Origin of the sequence: Gordonia sp. SMJS1 (assembly GCF_029866425.1) — a bacterium.
Lineage (GTDB): Bacteria > Actinomycetota > Actinomycetes > Mycobacteriales > Mycobacteriaceae > Gordonia > Gordonia hongkongensis.
In genome coordinates, this window is the sequence record NZ_CP123381.1 from 857,649 (window position 1) to 874,234 (window position 16,586).

Below are 16,586 nucleotides of genomic sequence, written 5' to 3' on the forward strand. Positions count from 1 at the left end.
GCTACTCAGTCGCGGGCGTAGGTGTCGTCGCGGTCCTGGTCGGGGTCGGACTCGATGGTCGGCGGCACCTCGACGATGCGTCGCGGCGTGAGCCACAGCAGCGCGACCGAACTGACGAGCATGATCCCGCCCAGGACGAGGCAGGCGTACTCGAACGGCACGTAGAACGCCTCTTGACTGCCGTCGGCGATCTTCTCCGCGAGCGATGCGGCCTGACCGGACAACCGGTCCACGACGACCGTCGCCTCGGCGAGGGATCGCTCGATCAGCGTCCCGGCCTGGTCGGCCTGGGCGACCATGGCCTGGCCGCCGGCGGTGTCGCCGGCGGCGATGCGCTGCTCACCGGCGGCGGTCAGTTGATCGCGGGCCAGTTGTGCGGTCTCGCCGATGCGCGACTGGTATCCCGCGGCGACGATGCTGCCCGCGATCGCGATACCGATCGCCGCGCCGATCTCCCGGGCGGTGTCGTTCACGGCCGAGCCGACGCCCTGGTTGTCGAGCGGGGTGTTGGACATGATGGCCGTCGTGGCGGGCGCCGACGCCAGACCGATCCCGACCGCTATCAATGCGACCACGCCGGCGAGCGTCCAATACGTCTCGTACCGGAACGATCCGAGGAGGATCAGCCCGACGCCGGACAGCAGGGCGCCGGCGGCGATGACGAACTTGAGCGAATCCAGTCGTACGGCAAGCCAGTTCGCGATGAGCGTGGTGAGGCCGACGCCGGCCACGAACGGCATCAGCGCGACCGCCGACTGCAGCGGGGTGTAATCGAAGACCAGCTGCAGCAACTGCAGCAGCAGGTAGAACATGCCGAACGAGGCGAGGAACTGGACCGCGACCGACAGCGCCCCGGACCCGAAGGCGCGGTTGCCGAGCAACCGGACGTCGAACAGCGGCGACGTCGAACGCAGTTCCACGGCGACGAACCCGCCCGCGAGCAGGACGCCGCCCACGATGCAGATCAGGACAACGGGATCCGCCCAGCCCCGATGAGGTGCCTCGAGCAGACCGAGGACGACGCCGGTGATGGCCAGGACCGAACAGACGGTCCCCGGGATGTCGAAGCGACCGGGGTCGCTGTCCTTGGAGGTGCCGATCGTCAGGCACAGCGCGGCCGCGACGGCTGACGCCGCGGCGAAGGTGATGAAGATCGAGTGCCAGGAGAAGAACTCCAGGAGAAGCCCGGTGACCAGGAAGCCGGCGATGGCGCCGCCGCCGGCGATCGCCGACCAGATGCTGATCCCGACCGCGCGTTGACCTTCCGGCATCCCGGACGTGATGAGGGACAACGTGGTGGGCATGATCAGCGCCGCAGCGGCGCCGGCGAAGCACCGGGCCAGGATCAGCTGGGTCGGGCCGTCCACCCAGATCGCCACCAGCGAGGCGATGCCGAAGAGGAGAAGGCCGGCGATCAGTACCTCACGGCGCCCCAGCCGATCGCCGATCGCGCCCGCCGGGAGCAGGAGCGCCGCGAGCGCCAGGGTGTAACCGTCGACGATCCAGGTCATCTGACCGGCGTCGGCGCCGGTGTCGATCGCGATGTCGGGCAGGGCCGTGTTGAGGGCGGCCATGGCGGCCACGACCATGCTGACCGACAGGCAGGCGACGAGGACAAGCCAGGCGGACCGGGCGTCGAGGCGGATGGCGGACGGTAATCTCATTCGGCGTCCTGCGCTTTCGGGGTCGGCATGCGGAACCGGTTCGGTCGGCACGTTCGCCGCCACCGCGGTGTTGCGGTTTCGTTATCGCGACACGCTATGTGGGCGCCGACGCTACTCGAGTAACTTGTGACACATTTATCACTGCAGTATCGATACCGGGCGAACGCGAGACCGCGCCGGTCCCCGTTGGCCCCGGACAACCGAAAGTGGTGACAGGTCATGGCCTCACCCCGAATCGCACGAACCCCCGCCGCTGCTACTCCCGCTGCCGCGACCGCGGCCGCATCGCCCGACGTCGCCCCGAACGGGACCGAGATCTCGCCCGCCCGCGTCCATGTGTGGCGTGTGCTGTCGATGCTCGCCGCACTCATCGGCGTCGTCGTGGCACTCGTGGCCATCGCGTCGTCAGCGGTCTGACCCGACCCTCTGGGGAGGTCGGTGCGACCGCCGACGACGCGCGCGCCGACTGCTAGGCGGCGTGCCGCTCGATGGCGGCACCCAGACGCGGCAGTGCCGCGATCACGTACTTCTTCCCCTTGCCGCGCAGCGAGTTGTACGCCTTCGCGAGTGCGGGCTTGGCGGTCTCGGCCTGCTGGTCGGTCACCGACAGCAGGGCCTCGGCCGCGGCATCTCCGTTGGCCGAGAGGTGATCGCCGAAGGCGACACCGGCAGGCTTGGAGTCCCAGAACGGCGCCAGCGCCTTCAGGAAGTCCTCGGCCATCTGATCGGTGGCGCTGCGCACAACACCGGGCTTCACCTTCTGCACCGCGGAGTAGGCGGTCTTCACAGCGGCGCCGCTCAGACCCGACTGGTCGGCCACCTCGGCGTCGATGACACCGACGAGGTCGGTCACCAGTGCACTGCGGTTGTCGGCGAGTAGGGGCGTCAGCGAATCGCTCATGGGCGTCTCCTCGGGGATATGCGACGTGGAACCTGCGGGCCGCCTCGCGGTCCGCGTGTGTAGCGTACTGGCCCCACCAGACAGCGGCTCGGGGCTGCTGCGCCCGAGCCGCCGCGGCGTCGGTACTACTGGCGACGTTCGCAGACCACATTGCCGAGGGCCTTCGCGCCGTCGCGTTCGACGACGGTCGCGGTGGCCAGCAACCGGGAGCCGTCCTCCCAGACCTCGACCGCGAGGGTCTCGCCCGGGAGCACCACGCCCGCGAACGACGCCGAGTAGTCGGCGACCGCGGTCACGTCGCCGTCGAGGACCGCGTCGACGATCACGCGGCAGACCGTGCCGTACGTGCACAGGCCGTGCAGGATGGGCCGGGGAAAGCCCGCGCGGGAGGCGAATTCGGGGTCGGAGTGCAGCGGGTTGCGGTCTCCGCACAAGCGGTAGAGCAATGCCTGCTGGGGGAGCGTCGCAACGGTGAGGCGATGATCCGGCGCACGGTCGGGATAGTCGACCTTGGCCGACGAACCGCGTTCGCCGCCGAAGCCGCCCTCGCCCTTCGCGAAGATCGACGAGCGGGACGTCCAGAGGGTCTGCCCGCCGTCGTCGGTGGTCACCGACTCCTGCACGATCACTGCGGCCGACCCCTTGTCCTGGATCTCGGCGATCCGGGTGCGGGTGGTCGCCTTGCCGGCGGCCGGCAGCGGCCGGTAGGCGGTCACCTGCTGGCTGCCGTGGACGACCTTGGCGAGGTCGATGTCGATGCCGGGGAACGAGACCTTCGGGGGTTCGGTGGTGTGGAACCCGGCGGCCACGGTGGCGAAGGTGGGCAGCACCTTCGGCGTCGCGTCGTGGATGTACTCGAGCCCGGTGGTGTCCATCGGGTCCGCTGCGGCACCCACCGCAAGGTTGTAGAGGGCGGCGTCGGACGCCGACCATTCGAAGCTCACCTCGGGCAGTTCGGTACCGAGGGCGACGGAGAGGTCGATGGGCATCGGGTCAGGCTCCTGTCGATGTCGGGGTGGCGGCCTTGGCGGCGATGTCGGTGGCGGCCAGGTATCCGAAGACCATGGCCGGACCGATCGTCGCGCCCGGGCCGGCGTACGTGTGCCCCATGACCGGCGCGCTGGTGTTGCCCGCCGCGTAGAGACCCTCGATGACGGAGCCGTCGGCCCGCAGTGCCCGACCCGAGGCGTCGGCGTTGATCCCGCCCTTGGTGCCGAGATCGCCCGGGACCATCTTGACCGCGTAGAACGGACCCTTGCTGACCTCGCCGAGGCTCGGGTTGGGCTTGTTGGTGATGTCGCCGTAGTAGTGGTCGTAACCGCTTGTGCCACGGCCGAAGTCTTCGTCGACACCCTTGCGGGCAAAGCCGTTGAACCGCTCGGTGGTCGCGGTGAGCGCGTCGGCCGGGACGCCGATCTTGTCGGCGAGTTCGCTGATGCTGTCGGCCTTCACGACGACGCCCGACTCGAACCACTTCTTGGGCAACGGCTGTCGCGCGTTGATCCCGGCGAAGAGGTAGCGGTTTCGGCACCGCTGGTCGAAGATGAGCCACGACGGCACGTTCTCGCCGGGGCCCTCGCCCTGGCCGAACTCGCCGCCGTACATCTGGTGTACCGCTTCGACATACGGCAGCGACTCGTTCATGTAGCGCTGCCCGCGCGTGTTCACCATGAAGGTGCCCGGTACCGCCCGCTCCGACAGCGCGAACCACGGACCGCGCGGCAGCGGGATCGTCGGACCCCACCAGGCGTCGTCCATGAGCGACACCGCGGCGCCGATCTTGAGGCCGGCGTTGATGCCGTCGCCGGTGTTGCTGGGGGCGCCGGTGGTCCACTCGGAGCCGATCGGGTCGCGCTGATACTTCTTGCGCATCTCGTCGTTGTGTTCGAATCCGCCGCAGGCGAGGATCACGCCGTGGCGGGCCCGGATCTCGACGCGCTTGCCGTCGGATTCGGCGATCACGCCGACGACGCGACCGTCTTCGGTGATGAGGTCGGCCAGGCCGGTGTTCAACCGGATCGGGACGCCTGCCTCGCGGACACCGAGGAGGAGCTCGGCCGCGAGGGCGGCACCCATGGCGATCAGCTTCTTGCCGCGGCTGCGTGCCCAGAAGAACCGGCTGCCGACCTTCGCCATTCGCAGCGGGCCGCGCCAGTGCCGCAGGCCGGTGTTGAGCCAGCGGTAGTCCGACTGCAGCACGACCATGTTCAGCGGCGCCTTGGTGTACTGCGGGTGCAGCGTCTTCAGGTCGTCACCGAGGCGGCGCGCGTCGAACGGGCGCGGCTCGATCGACCGTCCGGCGAGCCGGCCGCCGGGCGCCTCCGGGTAGTAGTCGGAGTAGTTCTTGACCCACTCGAGGTCGAGGGGGGCGTGCGCCATCAGGAAGTCCAGCGCCTCGGGTCCGCGGTCGATGTAGGCGTCGATGCGGTCGGCGGGCGCGTGTTCGCCGATGATCGCGTGGACGTACTCGCGGGCCTTGTCCGGGGTGTCGGTCACGCCGTCGCGGCGGAGGACCGAGTTGTTCGGGATCCAGACCCCGCCCCCCGAGCGCGACGTCGAGCCGCCCCAGTACGGCGATTTCTCGATCAGGACCGTCGACAAGCCCTTCTGAGCTGCGGTGATCGCCGCGCTCAGGCCCGCAGCTCCGGCCCCGACGACGACGACGTCGAAGGTCTCGGGTCCAGGGGTCTCGGGTTGGGTACTGGTCTGTTCTGGTTCGGTCGAGCCGGCCATGGGGTCCCCTTCGTGCGCGCAGCTGGAACGTGTTCTACCTGAATTAGAACACGTTTCAGAAATGGGGCGCCAGGGGTAGGGGCCGCAGGTGCAGATCTGTCCATGTGGCGCAGGGACGAGTTGCTGGTCGGGGCGGCGCGGATCCCACTGCTTGTAGGTTTCCCTCTTGCGAGAGAGGTCGATTGAACACACCTCAAAGTGGCCCGGGGCGTGGTCTCGCCTACGTACGACCACACAATTGGCGGAGGAGAAGAAGTCGTGTTTACGCCAGCGTGACTCGTCTGCGGTTCCGGGCACCACCACGAGGAAGTTCAACGAGACCAGCACCTCGGATCTGATTCAGAACCTCTTTGGTCGACTCAGTAACCGGCACGTCAAACTGGTGTCCAGGCGGACCGCCGAAGCCAGAGTAGTCGCCTCCCATCACTCGGAGGAGGCCAACAATGGCCGTCCCATCGAGACCATCGGCCGTGGTCGCTATCTGCCACATCAAGTGTTCTGGGTCGGTTACGTGAGGAGCGATCAACTCGAGCTGCGAGAGCGGTAACGGCACCTTGTTGGTATATGCGAAGGACGCGGCCTCGCGGAGCGTCTGCACATCGCTTGAGTCTGGGTATGCTGACAGCTCTCCTACTACTTGAGCCTTGATCTTCCTGGGGACGTGCGGGTCCCTCAGCAGGGTTGCTACGTGGCCGCCAACAAGCTCAGGTGAGATGAAATCTGGCGCCGCTGCAGAGGTCGCGAACGCCCTAGATACTGCGTTCCATCCTGCAGATACGAAGTGCTTGAAGCTCTCCGCCGTGTCGGGTACGAGCTCGGATTCAAGTAAGTCAGCCAGCAGGTCATCGCCGGATGGTTCGAGTTCGCTGACCTCAACGGCCCCAGTGGAGAGCTGGAGCGCGAGATTGACGCGGTCACGCGACCCAAGAACGGAGGACGCGTTGAGAATGCTCACCATCAATTCTCTGACGGTAGTCGGTTCCGCGTCTTCCACTGCAGCTATCTCAACTTGGACCCCAGACTCAACCATGAGCAGGTTGGATAAACTCTCGTCCACACCGTGGACAGTTGCATAGGCATGAAGATTGACTGCACTGGGTACTACGCGGCGTGTCGTAACGAATACTGGCCACACCTCCTGCGGAACTTGAGTGATGTCGCTCAAACTTGCTGCGGGAGCACTCCGCTCGAGCAACCCCTTGATTTGATCGCTGGACCAGGACTCGCACTCTTCGGAGACGACTTCAATCAGTACAGACGGTGTCTGTACTGCGTAGATAGTTGAGCTGTCTTGACCAACAGTGTCCAAGTATGCGCCGAAGTCGTTCTTGCACCGTTCCCAAGTGGGCGCATGATTGCGAACTTGTTCCAAGGCGATTGGCTCCTCGTCAGGGAGACCAATGGCTATACGTAGGTTGTCTGCTGTGAGTTCGTACGCACCGCGCTCAGCAAATAGTGGGCGCATTGAAGCGGACAATGGGCGCAGCGAAGGGGCGAGAAGTCCCGCTCTACTAACAAGTTCGAAAATAGTCCGAGCCGTGTCCGCTTTCTGCTCTATGGTCAGCGCCTCAAACTTCGTGTGTCGTTCGACTATTAGCGCGCGAGTCTGTTCGCTGAGGTCGTAGGAATGGTCAGCCCTTGCGCTTAACAGAGCCGCATCTAGCAAAGAAGTCCTGGTTCCCTCATCGAGGACATATTCATCTAAAGCCAGGCGATCGAACAACTCCCGCCAGGGTAGGTCAGATAAAAGTTTGACCAGCTCTGACTTACAGGTCGCTTCTTCTCGTAGAAAAGCTTTCAAGAAATCTTGCGCATCCGGGCCAAAATCGGAAACTAGAAAGCGCACCACTTCCTGCGCCTTGCTGGTCGATTCCCGTAGCATGTAGTCCACGATTTGAATGTTAAGACAGCTGCGGGAGCGGGTAAAATCCGCGGGCGCTTGCTCAATTACGTTTTCAATTGCGCTACGCGCTGAAAATTGAAAATCCGGTTTCATTTTGTTTGGCCATACACTGTTGCGGAAAAAGTTCGCGACGTCAACACCAATAAACGCACCATAAAAAGCAGCCGAGTATTCCGCGTAGTATCGATTAACAAAACCGCCACGCACCAGGTCACGGGCAAGCTCCGACTCAAGAACTTCGTTGACAGCCGCATTGAAGGTTCTCCCGCCCAGAGTGAAACGGTTCTCTGTCGCGAGGGATGCGTAGTCTGCACCACGAATCGCAGCAATTTCACTATTGAGTTCAGCCACCTTAGCCGACGTCTCCTCGCTATCGGGACCTTGCCAGAGGCGGACGTCCAGTGCCTCTGAAAATAGCTGGTTCAGATCTTCCTGTCCAAATGTTGGATTGTCCGCATGGCCAGACTTGTGACGTAACGTGACGCTGAGTTGGCGGTTCTTGGCCACTTTGGACCAGAATGATGCTTGATGGATTACGTCTGCGTTTAGGGTTTCATTGCCGACTGCCAAGGAAGCGATTGAACTACCTGTATCTTGGTATAGCAGGAGGAGTCGTTTACCGAGTAGCGCAGCTATCTGCGCTTGATCTCGACGGAGGCGTTCACCGCTCAGTAGTTCCTGCTTTTCTTCTTGAAGTTGCTTAACGGCATGTGCAACCAGTAAATCTCGCTCGTTATCAAGCGAGTCCAAAGCACTCTCGCGATGTGCTAATCGCTCAAAATCCGCCAAGTGAAAGTTCTTGTACACCACAAGGCTAAACAGAGTGTCTTGGGTCAAACCTGGAGCTGGCGAGTCAATCCACAGAAGACGCTGGGCGAACACCACGAATTCGTTACAAATGTTTTTCATTAGGCGCATGTCGGTGGTATGCCGCGCGACGAGGTCAAGCAATCCACGAGAAATCTGCGAATCTCTAGGGAGTTGTCTGGCATCGATTTCTATCTGCAACAGATCTCGCGCGTTATTGTGCGATAGGAATGGAACTACTGGGACTACCACTTCGAAAAATTTGGTTCTATTGGCGCGCTCTACTGCTTCTTTTGCTGTATCGACTTTAGTCGCGACGGGTGAGTCTGCGAGCGAGTTTTGTCCATTCGTTGATGGGTTCTCGGCTACAGGCGGTTTGGCGTCGCCTAGATCTTCACCGAGCTTCTCGAAAAGGCTATCTTTTATTGCATAGATAAACTGGAGTGGGTGCATACGGTCTGCCCAGTGGGCGGACGCATTGATCAGGGTATTAAGTTCACGCAACGAGTCAAATATACGAGGATCATCAAAACGATCCAAGTCCTCAAACAGCACAAGGTCCGGCCTGGTAGCCTCGAAGAATGCCATGATTTCATCTAGATATTCATCGAAGAAAGAGTCTGTGCGCTCTTCGAACGAGATCGAGGTACCGCCCGTCGAGAACTGGGAGACTAGACGGTTACCGACAATCCAGCGGCCCGCCCACGCGGTAAGAGTAACCAAGATGAAAAAGGCGAGAAATGACAGAACAGAGCTATCGGGACCCAGTGCATTTTGAACTGGTCGAACTCCAAACAGCCAAAGCAGGCCAACGAGTACAGCACTAGCGCAAACAGCTTCTGCGAGAGTGTTCTTCCAAGTCAGAGTCCGCCGGCGTGCGAAACGAGACCGACGAATCTGACCGGGCTGTGCGCGGTAAACTAGTTGTTTTACTAGTTCCTTCTGAATCCGGTTCGTGAGGTCGTCGTCGTCATCTGGGCCGAGGGTGTTGATGCTCACGCGCAACGTCTTCTTGTTCGCCTTATGCTGCTGCTCGACGAAGCGATCGAGGATACTTGACTTCCCGGAACCGTACCGGCCCGTCAGTGCGATGTTTCTATTTCTCGGATCTACAATCGCGGACTCGAGATGGCGCACGTAGGTCGCGTGCTGTGTTTCGAGATACTCAGGGGCTAGCGATCTCAACTCGATCGAGGAGCCAGGCGGTGAATCCGCGGAGACTCCTGCTTCTTCCGCGGAATGTTGCGTGCGGTGTCGGTTCAACATCGTCTAAGTATGGACGGAGCGACTGACAACCGGAGTCATTGGGAATTTGCTCAGCGGGTGTGCTCTGGTGGGCGCACGTCGCTGGCTGTCACGAGGCCAGAAACCAGTCGATCCGTGCAACTCGTGGAATGCCCGTTTGACTACCCCATAACAGTCCCGACAGGGTTCTTAACTGACAGGTGAAGGGCTCGGCCGGCTCGGCGCCCGAAAGGAAGTTGGGGCTCAGCTGCCGGCGGGTCCTGCAGAAGGGGCGACGTCATCAGTCGACGCGCCGGTGATGATGTGCCAGGGGTCGAGGCCGTCGTCGAGGATGCGCGCCGCCAACTCCTCCGACCATTCGTGCTCGGTCCCGTACCGGTCGCGCCACGTCCACAACGCGGTGGTGAAGCGCCCCAGCGCGTGCTCGGCGGTGAACCCGATGGCGCCGTGGATCTGATGGGCGGCGGCCGCGACCTCGTGCGCGGACCGCGACGTGACGATCTTCGCGGCGGCGATCGCGTCGCGGGCCGTAACGATGTCTTCCGACGCCGCGTCGGTCGCCGCTCGGGCGGCGGTCTCCATCATCGTGCTCTGCGCGGCCATGTGCGCGAGCCTCTGTTGGATGGCCTGGAACTTCGTCAACGGCCGGCCGAACTGGACCCGCTCGGCGGCATACCGGACCGTGCGTTCGCGGACTGCCCGCGCTGCGGCTGCCAAGGCGACCGCGTAGACGAGCGCCCCACGCGTGCGGAGATCGTCGACCGTGACCGGCGACGGGGCGGAGAACGTGACCTCGGCGTCGTCGAAGACGATGTCGCTGCAGTCCGACCCCATCAGGTCAGTGCCGGGCTCGATGCGTGCCCCCGGTCCGCGGCCGTCGACCACCGCGATCACCGCATCGTCGGTGGTCGAGGCCAGGATCACGATGACGTCGGCCGAAGCGGCGTACGGGACTCCGATCGCGATGCCGCTGAGTCGAATTCGCTCTCCGTCACCTCGGACGGCCGCCTCGTCGACGACCGCGACGGTCGCACTCAGCCCGTCGAGCGAGTGATCGACGCGTCCCGCGACCCACGCCGCCAGCAATGCGTGTTCGACATACGGGGTGACCGCGCCGGCCTCGGTGAGCGTGTCGAGGACGGCGAGAGCGTCGGCGAGGTCGGCGCCCTGACCGCCGGCCGCCTCCGGGACGTCGAGAGCGGTGAACCCGGCGTCGACGAGTGCCTTCCACAATGTGGGGTCGGGTTCGGTGGCCGGGGTCCGCAGGTCGACGGGAAACCGTGCGACCATGGCGGCCGTCGCGGCGGCGAGTTCTGCTGCCAGATCGGTCATCGCATCCCCAGTCCGCGCGCGACGATGCCGCGCAAGATCTCATTGGTACCCCCACGCAGAGTGAAAGCCGGTGTTTGCAGGACGGATTGAGTCAGCACGCGCTCGAAGGCGGTGCCGCCGGTCCGACGTGGCCTCATGCCCGAGACATCTCGGATCGCGGACACCAGATCGCCTTCGAAGGTCGAACCCAGGTCCTTGACCATCGCCGCGAGCACGTCGGGTTTGCCGCCGGCCGCCAGGTCACGCGCCACCTGCAACGACATCTGACGCAATCCCCAGGCCTGTGCAGTCAGTTCGCCCAGGATTTTTCGCTGGTGCGGCGTCGCACCGTGCTGGCGGAGCACGTCGGTCCAGGCACGCAGCAGCGGCAGTGTACTGAGATAGCGTTCGGGTCCCGAACGCTCGAAGGCCAACTCGCTCATCACCTGTCGCCAACCTTCGCCGCGCACACCGAGCAGGGCCGAGGAGTCGACGACGGCATCGTGGAAGATCACCTCGTTGAAGTGCGCCTCGCCGTCGATGCTCGCGAGTGGACGGATCTCGATGTCCGGGTGGGGGAGGTCGACGACCAACTGCGAGAGTCCCTGCTGTCGGTCGTCGGGTGTGCCATCGGTGCGGGCGAGCAGCACCATTGCGTGCGCTATGTGCGCGCCGGTCGTCCAGACCTTGGTGCCGCTGATCGTCCACGAGTCCCCGTTGTCGGTGGCTCGGGTGCGGACCGCCGCCAGGTCGGAGCCGGCATCGGGCTCACTCATCCCGATCGCGAAGAACATCGTGCCCGCTGAGATCTGCGGAATGTAGCGCTGCTTCTGTACCTGCGTCCCGTTGGCGAGGACGCCGGGGGCCATCTGGCGGTCGGCGATCCAGTGTGCGGCGACCGGTGCACCGTGCGCCAGGAGTTCTTCGGTGACCACGAAACGCTCGACGGCCGTGCGCCCCTGGCCGCCGTATTCGACGGGCATGGTCATCCCCAGCCAGCCATGCTCGCCGAGGCGTCGGCTGAAGGCGGGGTCGAAACCCGTCATCCAGCTGTCGACGTCGGGACGGAAAGCACCCTCGTCGAGTTCGGTCCGAAGGAACTCACGCACCTCGGACCGCAGGGCGCGCAGGACGTCGTCGGAAACGTCCACGGCTTCCTGGCTCATGACCGGCCGGGACCGCGGGACGACCAGTTCTGCCCCTTGCGTGCCATCGACCACATCTGGGTTCCGCGTTCGATCTCGATCGCCGAGTCCCACGTCACCGCGGGCGGTCCGAGCTCGAGTCGGACGCTCGCCATCACGCGGCGTGTCAGCTCGGGGTCGCGTGCGGCGGGCCCGGTGAGGCCGTCGACCATCGGGGGGATCTCCGACACCGGCGCCGCTGCGTATGCCAGGCCGCGCTCGACGGCCTCCGCGCCGGACAGCGACTGTCCGCATACCGCGAGGGCGATGGTGTTCGCCCGGCCCACAGCGCGGTTCAGCAGGGTGAGGTGCCCACCCCCGGGGTGGATGCCGCGAGCGAGGAATCCGCTGTCGAGAACGGAGTCTGGTGTGGTGATGAGCAGATCGACGGCGAGTGCGAGGTTGAGGCCCGCCCCGACGGCCCCGCCGATGACCACTCCCACCGTCGGCACCGGCAGCGAGCCGACCCGCACGAACGCGCGGTACACCGCGGACAGCTGTGCCACCGACTCGGGCGCCGCGGGGTCGGCCGAGGCGCCGGCGAGGATCCGCGTGTCCGCTCCGCTGCAGAAGTACGAACCGGCCGCATCGACGACGACCGCGCCGATGTTGCCGTCCGCAGTGACCCGGTCGCAGAACTCCTCGATCGCCGCGGCCATCTCGAGGGTGATGGCGTTCTTGCGTCGTGGGTTGTTGAGCGTCAGCCTTCCCACGCCGTCGTCGAAGGAGGTCAGGACGGCCTCGCCGGTGTCGTCGGTGTCCGGCGAGACGGGATTCGGGGACTCGGAACTCATGACGAGAACCGTAGTCGCCCGGTGCTCACGTCATCACCGATCTCGGCCACGCCTCCAAATGCACGACGATCGGACCGAGGACTGCCCGGAGACTGCAACGTGTTCTAAACTAGAACACGTTCACATGCGGAAGGTGAGGGCACGATGACGGTTGAGCAGGGGATTCGCGGGCAGATCGCAGCCGATCTGGCGCGGGCGGAGGCGACGGCGACCGCCATCGACCGCCCCACCGACGCCCACCCCGAACTCGACGTGGTCGACGCGTACGAGATCCAGTTGATCAACATCCGTAAGCGGCTCGACGCCGGCGCGAAGGTCGCGGGACACAAGGTCGGCCTGGCCTCCGAGGCCATGCAGAAGATGATGGGCGTCGACGAACCGGATTACGGTCATCTGCTCGACGACATGCAGTACTTCGAGCACACTCCGATCGATGCCAAGAAACTCTGCTTCCCGCGCGTCGAGGTCGAGGTCGGTTTCATCCTGGGCGAGGACCTGCCGGGCGAGGGCTGCACCAATGAGGACGTGATCGACGCGGTCGCGTGGGTGGTGCCCTCGATCGAGCTGATCGACTCGCGGATCAAGGACTGGAAGATCACCCTGTGCGACACGATCGCCGACAACGCGTCGTCGTGTGGCTGGATTCTCGGACAGCAACGCGTACCGATCTCCGAGATCGACACCGGCGACATCGAGGCGACGCTGACGCGCAACGGCGAGATCGTGGCGAAGGGCAACTCGTCTGCGGTACTGGGTCATCCGCTGAATGCCGTGAGTTGGCTCGCGCGCAAGGTCGAGGGCTTCGGCGTGCGCCTGCGCAAGGGCGACGTGATCCTGCCGGGCACCGCGACGCGGGCCATCGACATCGCATCGGGTGACCATTTCGTGGCCGACTTCGCCGGTCTGGGCAGCGTCACCCTCGACTTCACCTGACACGAAGTGTCCCTCGATTTCACCGAGTCCTGAACAACTTTCACACCGAGCAAGAGGAGGAACCCGTGGCAGCCAAGCTGACCGCAGCGATCATCGGGTCGGGCAACATCGGCACCGACCTGATGTACAAGCTGGAGCGCTCCGAGGTGATCGAGCCGCGCTGGATGGTCGGCATCGATGCCGCCTCCGAGGGCATGAAGCGCGCGGCCGATCATGGCCTCATCACGATGAGTGGTGGTGCCGACGAGCTGCTGGCGTCGGCGGAACGTCCGGATCTGATCTTCGAGGCGACCTCGGCCTATGTGCACCGCGAGTACGCACCGAAGTACGAGGAGGCGGGCATCATCGCCGTCGACCTCACCCCGGCCGCGGTTGGCCCCGCGGTAGTGCCGCCGGCCAATCTCCGCGAGCATCTCGACGCGCCGAACACCAACATGATCACGTGCGGCGGGCAGGCGACCATCCCGATGGTGCATGCCGTGAGTTCGATTGTGCCGGTGCCATATGCCGAGATCGTCGCGTCGGTGGCCTCGGTGTCGGCCGGGCCGGGCACCCGCGCGAACATCGACGAGTTCACCGCGACGACCTCGGCGGGTGTCGAGACGATCGGCGGCGCGCAGCGCGGCAAGGCGATCATCATCCTGAATCCGGCGGATCCGCCGATGATCATGCGCGACACCATCTTCTGTGCCATCCCCGAGGATGCGGACACCGATGCGATCGCCGAGTCGATCCACCGGCGGGAGAAGGAGATCCAGGCCTATGTGCCGGGATACCGGTTGCTGCAGGATCCCCAGTTCGACCCGCCGAGCGTCCTCAACGGCGGACACGCCCGGGTGTCGATCTTCGTCGAGGTCGAGGGTGCGGGGGACTTCCTCCCGCCGTACGCCGGGAATCTGGACATCATGACCGCTGCCGCCACGAAGGTCGGCGAAGAGATCGCAAAAACGAAGTTGGGAGTCCCGGCATGAGCACCAATGTGGTTCTGACACCGCGCGACCCGAAGCTGATGGCGAACGCGCGCAAGTACTCCGACACCCTCGACATCCGCATCACGGACTCGTCGCTCCGGGACGGCAGCCACCACAAACGTCACCAGTTCACCGAAGAGGAGGTGCGTGCCATCGTCGGCGCACTCGACGAGGCCGGGGTGCCGGTCATCGAGGTGACCCACGGTGACGGTCTGGGCGGTTCGTCGTTCAACTACGGTTTCTCCAAAACCCCTGAGCAGCAGCTGATCAAAGCCGCCGCCGAAACAGCGAAGCGAGCGAAGATCGCCTTCCTGATGCTGCCGGGGCTGGGCACCAAGGACGACATCCGCGCGGCGCAGGACAACGGCGGTCAGATCTGCCGCATCGCGACGCACTGCACCGAGGCCGATGTCTCGATCCAGCACTTCGGACTCGCGCGCGATCTCGGCCTGGAGACCGTCGGGTTCCTGATGATGAGCCACAGCCAGCCTCCGGAGGTCATCGCCAAACAGGCCCGCATCATGGCCGATGCGGGGTGTCAGTGTGTGTACGTCGTCGACTCCGCCGGTGCGCTGGTCCTCGAGGACGTGACCGTTCGGGTGCAGGCCCTGGTGGCCGAACTCGGCGACGACGCGCAGGTCGGTTTCCACGGGCACGAGAACCTCGACATCGCGGTCGCCAATTCGGTCAACGCGATCCGCGCGGGCGCACAGCAGATCGACGGCTCGATCCGGCGTTTTGGGGCAGGGGCCGGCAACACGCCCACCGAGGCCTTCGTGGGTGTGTGTGACAAGCTCGGCATCACCACGGGCGTCGATTTCATGAAGATCGCCGACGCCGCACAGGATGTCGTCCGTCCGGCCATGCCGTCGGAGTGCCTGGTCGACCGCTCCGCGATGATGATGGGTTACGCCGGGTGCTACAGCTCGTTCCTCAAGCACGCCGAGGGTCATGCCGAACGATACGGCGTCTCGGCGGCGGAGATCCTCCTCGAGGCGGGTAGCCGCAAACTGGTCGGCGGCCAGGAGGACCAGCTCATCGACATCGCGCTCGAGCTCAAGAAGAAGCAGGACGCGAACGCGGGGGTCTGAGCAGAAATCCGGCTGGGGTCGTCGCCGGTTGCCGCTCAGCTCCGGCCGATGTGCGCGAGGAAGTCGCGCGCGGCGCCGGCGGTCGGTTGTGGGCCCGAGAGCCACACGGCGCGGAGCGGCCGGGCGAGATCGAGGTCGGTTATCGGGACGTGGGTGAGCCGGTGGCCGAGGTCGTCGGCGACCGAGAGGTCACTGAGTACCGCCGGGCCGGCGCCGGCGATCACCGCTGCCCGCACCGACGCCGTCGTGGACAGTTCCAGGACGGGTGGCGCGGCCTCTCGTCCGGGGCCGAGGGTCCTGGTCAGGGCGCGCTCGAGAAACTCTCGGGTGCCCGAGCCCTCCTCACGCGTCACCAATGGAGTGCGGGCGAGATCGGCGGCCGTGACCGGCCGCCGCAGCCGCGTCCACGGATGACCCGGCGGTACGACGAGGATCAGCTCGTCGCGCGCGACGGTCCGGCTGCGCAGACCGGTCTGGATGCGGGACCCTTCCACGAAACCCAGTTCGACGTCCCCCGCACGGACCAGGTCGTACACGTGATCGGAGTTGGTCGCGGTGAACGACACCTTGGGAGCGGGCTGATGCTGAGCGGCGAACGAGACGAGCCAGCGGGGGAGGAGGTGCTCGGCGACGGTCAGGCTGGCGGCCAGACGTAGCTGGTCACGTCGTTCGAGGCGTAGTGCGGCCAGCCCGGCGTCGAATTCGCCGGCCAACGTCAGCAGGCGGTCGGCCCATTCGGCGACGAGTCGCCCGGACTGGGTGGGCACCGATCCGCGCGGTGTGCGTGTCAGCAGGGCGACGCCGAGCTGCGTCTCCATGGCGCGGATGCGCGCTGACACCGCCTGCTGGGTGACGCCGAGTTGGGTCGCGGCGGCGTTGAGGCTGCCCGTCCCGACCACTGCCTGCAGGGTCTCCAGCGACGCGAGGTCGGGCATCCGCGGACTCAGCACCATCGCTCGAGGGTACAAGCATCGGTGGTACCCCGGGTACAAACGGCGGTTGTATCCTGCCAAGGATTCGGGTCCTACCGGCGTCGTGGGTTTCGCGGG

The 16,586-nt window shown here is 65.0% G+C and carries 13 protein-coding genes; 4 read left to right on the plus strand and 9 right to left on the minus strand.

What is annotated here, in order from left to right:
* Nucleotides 1-5 precede the first annotated feature (5 nt).
* Nucleotides 6-1,664 carry an MFS transporter gene (locus tag QAD21_RS04015; RefSeq protein ID WP_205333422.1) on the minus strand — a complete coding sequence of 553 codons (1,659 nt, stop codon included), beginning with the start codon at nucleotides 1,662-1,664 and terminating at the stop codon, nucleotides 6-8.
* Nucleotides 1,665-1,883: 219 nt separating this feature from the next.
* Here QAD21_RS04015 and QAD21_RS04020 point away from each other — a divergent pair, with 219 nt between their 5' ends.
* Complete coding sequence (locus QAD21_RS04020) at nucleotides 1,884-2,081, plus strand: hypothetical protein (protein ID WP_065629132.1); 198 nt, start codon at nucleotides 1,884-1,886, stop codon at nucleotides 2,079-2,081.
* 52 nt (nucleotides 2,082-2,133) lie between these two features.
* Here QAD21_RS04020 and QAD21_RS04025 read toward each other — a convergent pair whose 3' ends face one another.
* The 7 genes from QAD21_RS04025 to QAD21_RS04055 all read right to left on the minus strand — a co-directional run bounded on the left by QAD21_RS04025 (nucleotide 2,134) and on the right by QAD21_RS04055 (nucleotide 12,542).
* On the minus strand, nucleotides 2,134-2,565 hold the full coding sequence (locus QAD21_RS04025; RefSeq protein ID WP_058251180.1) for a hypothetical protein: 432 nt from the start codon (nucleotides 2,563-2,565) through the stop codon (nucleotides 2,134-2,136).
* Between the two features lie 125 nt (nucleotides 2,566-2,690).
* Nucleotides 2,691-3,554: a MaoC/PaaZ C-terminal domain-containing protein gene (locus tag QAD21_RS04030; protein ID WP_280360554.1), complete on the minus strand. Its 864-nt coding sequence runs from the start codon at nucleotides 3,552-3,554 to the stop codon at nucleotides 2,691-2,693.
* 4 nt (nucleotides 3,555-3,558) lie between these two features.
* Complete coding sequence (kstD, locus tag QAD21_RS04035; protein WP_068970492.1) at nucleotides 3,559-5,298, minus strand: 3-oxosteroid 1-dehydrogenase; 1,740 nt, start codon at nucleotides 5,296-5,298, stop codon at nucleotides 3,559-3,561.
* A 262-nt stretch (nucleotides 5,299-5,560) separates the two neighbouring features.
* Nucleotides 5,561-9,274, minus strand: coding sequence for a P-loop NTPase fold protein (locus tag QAD21_RS04040; protein ID WP_139115458.1), 3,714 nt, complete (start codon nucleotides 9,272-9,274; stop codon nucleotides 5,561-5,563).
* Nucleotides 9,275-9,496: 222 nt separating this feature from the next.
* Nucleotides 9,497-10,585: an acyl-CoA dehydrogenase family protein gene (locus QAD21_RS04045; RefSeq protein WP_068970494.1), complete on the minus strand. Its 1,089-nt coding sequence runs from the start codon at nucleotides 10,583-10,585 to the stop codon at nucleotides 9,497-9,499.
* Nucleotides 10,582-11,730 (minus strand): acyl-CoA dehydrogenase family protein, encoded by a 1,149-nt coding sequence (locus tag QAD21_RS04050; RefSeq protein ID WP_068970504.1) that lies wholly within the window; start codon nucleotides 11,728-11,730, stop codon nucleotides 10,582-10,584. Before QAD21_RS04050 ends, QAD21_RS04045 begins: the two co-directional genes overlap by 4 nt.
* On the minus strand, nucleotides 11,727-12,542 hold the full coding sequence (locus QAD21_RS04055; RefSeq protein WP_068970495.1) for an enoyl-CoA hydratase-related protein: 816 nt from the start codon (nucleotides 12,540-12,542) through the stop codon (nucleotides 11,727-11,729). The genes QAD21_RS04050 and QAD21_RS04055 overlap by 4 nt, the downstream gene beginning before the upstream one ends.
* A 144-nt stretch (nucleotides 12,543-12,686) precedes the next feature.
* Between QAD21_RS04055 and QAD21_RS04060 the strand changes: the two genes are divergently transcribed.
* The 3 genes from QAD21_RS04060 (at nucleotide 12,687) to dmpG (ending at nucleotide 15,537) form a co-directional block, all read left to right on the plus strand.
* Nucleotides 12,687-13,475, plus strand: a complete 789-nt coding sequence (locus tag QAD21_RS04060) for a 2-keto-4-pentenoate hydratase (RefSeq protein ID WP_068970496.1) — start codon at nucleotides 12,687-12,689, stop codon at nucleotides 13,473-13,475.
* A 65-nt stretch (nucleotides 13,476-13,540) separates the two neighbouring features.
* Nucleotides 13,541-14,446 (plus strand): acetaldehyde dehydrogenase (acetylating), encoded by a 906-nt coding sequence (locus tag QAD21_RS04065; protein WP_068970497.1) that lies wholly within the window; start codon nucleotides 13,541-13,543, stop codon nucleotides 14,444-14,446.
* The gene (gene dmpG, locus QAD21_RS04070; protein WP_068970498.1) at nucleotides 14,443-15,537 is read left to right on the plus strand and encodes a 4-hydroxy-2-oxovalerate aldolase; all 1,095 of its coding nucleotides are present in this window, start codon (nucleotides 14,443-14,445) and stop codon (nucleotides 15,535-15,537) included. The genes QAD21_RS04065 and dmpG overlap by 4 nt, the downstream gene beginning before the upstream one ends.
* Before the next feature lie 35 nt (nucleotides 15,538-15,572).
* On the opposite strand, the gene QAD21_RS04075 is transcribed toward dmpG, so the two are convergent.
* On the minus strand, nucleotides 15,573-16,490 hold the full coding sequence (locus QAD21_RS04075; RefSeq protein WP_083229332.1) for a LysR family transcriptional regulator: 918 nt from the start codon (nucleotides 16,488-16,490) through the stop codon (nucleotides 15,573-15,575).
* Nucleotides 16,491-16,586: the final 96 nt, after the last annotated feature.

What these genes read in the sequence shown, in the direction of transcription:
- QAD21_RS04015 (WP_205333422.1), bottom strand. Translation starts at nt 1,664, where the DNA reads ATGAGATTACCGTCCGCCATCCGCCTCGACGCCCGGTCCGCCTGGCTT.
- QAD21_RS04020 (WP_065629132.1), top strand. Translation starts at nt 1,884, where the DNA reads ATGGCCTCACCCCGAATCGCACGAACCCCCGCCGCTGCTACTCCCGCT.
- QAD21_RS04025 (WP_058251180.1), bottom strand. Translation starts at nt 2,565, where the DNA reads ATGAGCGATTCGCTGACGCCCCTACTCGCCGACAACCGCAGTGCACTG.
- QAD21_RS04030 (WP_280360554.1), bottom strand. Translation starts at nt 3,554, where the DNA reads ATGCCCATCGACCTCTCCGTCGCCCTCGGTACCGAACTGCCCGAGGTG.
- kstD (WP_068970492.1), bottom strand. Translation starts at nt 5,298, where the DNA reads ATGGCCGGCTCGACCGAACCAGAACAGACCAGTACCCAACCCGAGACC.
- QAD21_RS04040 (WP_139115458.1), bottom strand. Translation starts at nt 9,274, where the DNA reads ATGTTGAACCGACACCGCACGCAACATTCCGCGGAAGAAGCAGGAGTC.
- QAD21_RS04045 (WP_068970494.1), bottom strand. Translation starts at nt 10,585, where the DNA reads ATGACCGATCTGGCAGCAGAACTCGCCGCCGCGACGGCCGCCATGGTC.
- QAD21_RS04050 (WP_068970504.1), bottom strand. Translation starts at nt 11,730, where the DNA reads ATGAGCCAGGAAGCCGTGGACGTTTCCGACGACGTCCTGCGCGCCCTG.
- QAD21_RS04055 (WP_068970495.1), bottom strand. Translation starts at nt 12,542, where the DNA reads ATGAGTTCCGAGTCCCCGAATCCCGTCTCGCCGGACACCGACGACACC.
- QAD21_RS04060 (WP_068970496.1), top strand. Translation starts at nt 12,687, where the DNA reads ATGACGGTTGAGCAGGGGATTCGCGGGCAGATCGCAGCCGATCTGGCG.
- dmpG (WP_068970498.1), top strand. Translation starts at nt 14,443, where the DNA reads ATGAGCACCAATGTGGTTCTGACACCGCGCGACCCGAAGCTGATGGCG.
- QAD21_RS04075 (WP_083229332.1), bottom strand. Translation starts at nt 16,490, where the DNA reads ATGGTGCTGAGTCCGCGGATGCCCGACCTCGCGTCGCTGGAGACCCTG.